2 protein-coding genes and 1 pseudogene are annotated in these 2,125 nt (G+C 65.9%); 1 reads left to right on the plus strand and 2 read right to left on the minus strand.

Translation table 11 applies throughout. The features are described from left to right. Positions 1–1,413, minus strand: a 1,413-nt coding sequence (gene murJ / locus AB4Y84_RS19945) for a murein biosynthesis integral membrane protein MurJ (protein ID WP_442250757.1), incomplete at its 3' end; no start/stop codon positions are given. 116 nt (positions 1,414–1,529) lie between these two features. Between murJ and rpsT the strand changes: the two genes are divergently transcribed. After that, positions 1,530–1,799, plus strand: coding sequence for a 30S ribosomal protein S20 (rpsT, locus tag AB4Y84_RS19950; RefSeq protein ID WP_025873851.1), 270 nt, complete (start codon positions 1,530–1,532; stop codon positions 1,797–1,799). Between the two features lie 193 nt (positions 1,800–1,992). Here rpsT and obgE read toward each other — a convergent pair. Then, positions 1,993–2,125 (minus strand): annotated as a pseudogene (gene obgE / locus AB4Y84_RS19955) (GTPase ObgE); the annotation flags it as partial.

Raw genomic sequence — 2,125 nt, forward strand, 5'->3', positions numbered from 1 at the left:
GGTGCGCTCGATGATCTCGGCCGGGATGCTCGGGCCCGGGGCGGTCTTGCCCAGCCAGTACCAGAGCAGCCCCAGGTTCAGGTAACTGGACAGCGCGCTGGCGATGCCCAGCGCCAGGTGCAGGCCCGGTTGCTTGCCAAGGGCCGCCATCACCCCCTGCGCCTTCAGCTCATCGGGCACCATCACCTGGTACAGCACCGCCAGCAGGGCGAAGTTGAACACCATGTTGGCCACCAGCGCGGCGACACCGGCGCGCACCGGCGTCCTGGTGTCCTGGCGCGMATAGAACGCCGGCAGCACCACCTTCAGCAGCGCGAACGCCGGCAGGCCGAAGCTCAGGCCGTACACCGACAGCGCCGTCATGCGGGTGTCGAAGGCGGTGAACTGCCCATGCTGGAAGATCGTGGAGATCAGCGGCTCGGCCAGCAGCAGCAGGCCCAGCATGGCTGGCACCGAAATCAGCAGGGTCATGCGCAGGCCCCAGTCCAGCGAGCGCGAGAAGCCTTCGCGATCGGTGCTGACATGGTGCCGGGCCAGCGCCGGCAGGATCACCGTGCCCAGGGCCACGCCGAACACGCCCAGCGGCAGCTCCAGGAAGCGATCGGCCAGCGACAGCCAGGACTGCGAACCGTCGGTCAGCTTGGCGGCGATGACGGTGTCCAGCAGCAGGTTGATCTGCGCCACCGACGAGCCGAACAGGGTCGGCACCATCAGCGTCATCACCTTGCGCACGCCCGGATGGTTCCAGCCCCAGCGCGGCAGGGTCAGCAGGTCGATGCCCTTCAACGAAGGCAGCTGGAACAGCAGCTGCAGCAGGCCGGCGGCCAGCACCGCCCAGCCGAGGGCGAGGATCTGCTTTTCCGGTGTGCCACCCAGCCGCGGCGCCAGCCACAGCGCGCCGGCGATCATGCACAGGTTGAGGATGACCGGCGTCAGCGCCGGCATCGCGAAGCGCTGGAAACTGTTCAACGCACCGCCGGCCAGGGCGGTCAGCGAGACGAACAGCAGGAACGGGAAGGTCAGGCGGAACAGGTCGATCAGCAGGCCCTGCTTGGCCGGGTCGGTGTCCACCCCACTGGAGAAGACCGACGCCAGCTGCGGCGCGAAGATCAGCGCCAGCGCGGTGACCAGCATCAGCACGCCGCCCAGGGTGCCGGCGGTGCGGGCCATCAGTTCACGCAGCTCGGCGTGGCTGCGGGTTTCCTTCACCTCGGTGAACACCGGCACGAATGCGGTGGCAAAGGAGCCCTCGGCGAACAGCCGGCGCAGGAAATTGGGTATCCTGAAGGCGACCCAGAAAGCATCGGTGATGGCGTTGGTGCCGAAGGTCGAGGTCACCACCTGGTCCCGGACCAGGCCGAGAACCCGCGAGACCATGGTCATGCTGCTGAACGACAGCAGGCCCCGCAACATCTTGGGTGAACTCACTCAACGTCCCTCTTGACAATCGACTTGACGTACATTTCTTACGCCATCATACTAGCTAGCTTGCTGTTCCCATAACACCGATTTTTCAGGAAACCACCACCGTGGCCAATATCAAGTCCGCCAAGAAGCGCGCCAAGCAGACCGTCGTGCGCAACGCGCGCAACGTGGCTCAGCGCTCGATGCTGCGCACCGCTGTCAAGAAAGTGATCAAGGCGCTGGACGCCAACGATGCCGCCGGCGCCCAAGCCGCCTTCGCCGTTGCCCAGCCGATCCTGGATCGTTTCAGCGCGCGTGGCCTGATCCACAAGAACAAGGCTGCTCGCCACAAGAGCCGCCTGAACGACCGCATCAAGGCCCTCCAGGCCGCCTGATCCGGTTGGTTGCTGGAGCCCCGGCTCCGGCAGCACGCAAAAGCCCGGCTTCGGCCGGGTTTTTTGTTGCCTACAATCTGGTAGTGCCGGCCGCCGGCCGGCAACCTCGGTGGATTGCCGGCCAGCGGCCGGCACTACCCACGTACAAAAAAACCCGGCCGAAGCCGGGTTTTTCGCGGGAACCACAACGGCATTACTGCGCGTTGCGTGCCGCCTCGAGCTCGTCTTCCTTCTGGCGATCGAAGAACGCCATGATCCGGCTCATGATCGGGAAGGTGCCTTCGCGACCCAGTGCGGACACCAGGAACCACGGCTCCTTCCAGCCC

This window comes from Stenotrophomonas sp. 2YAF22 (assembly GCF_052114665.1).
Lineage (GTDB): Bacteria > Pseudomonadota > Gammaproteobacteria > Xanthomonadales > Xanthomonadaceae > Stenotrophomonas > Stenotrophomonas indicatrix.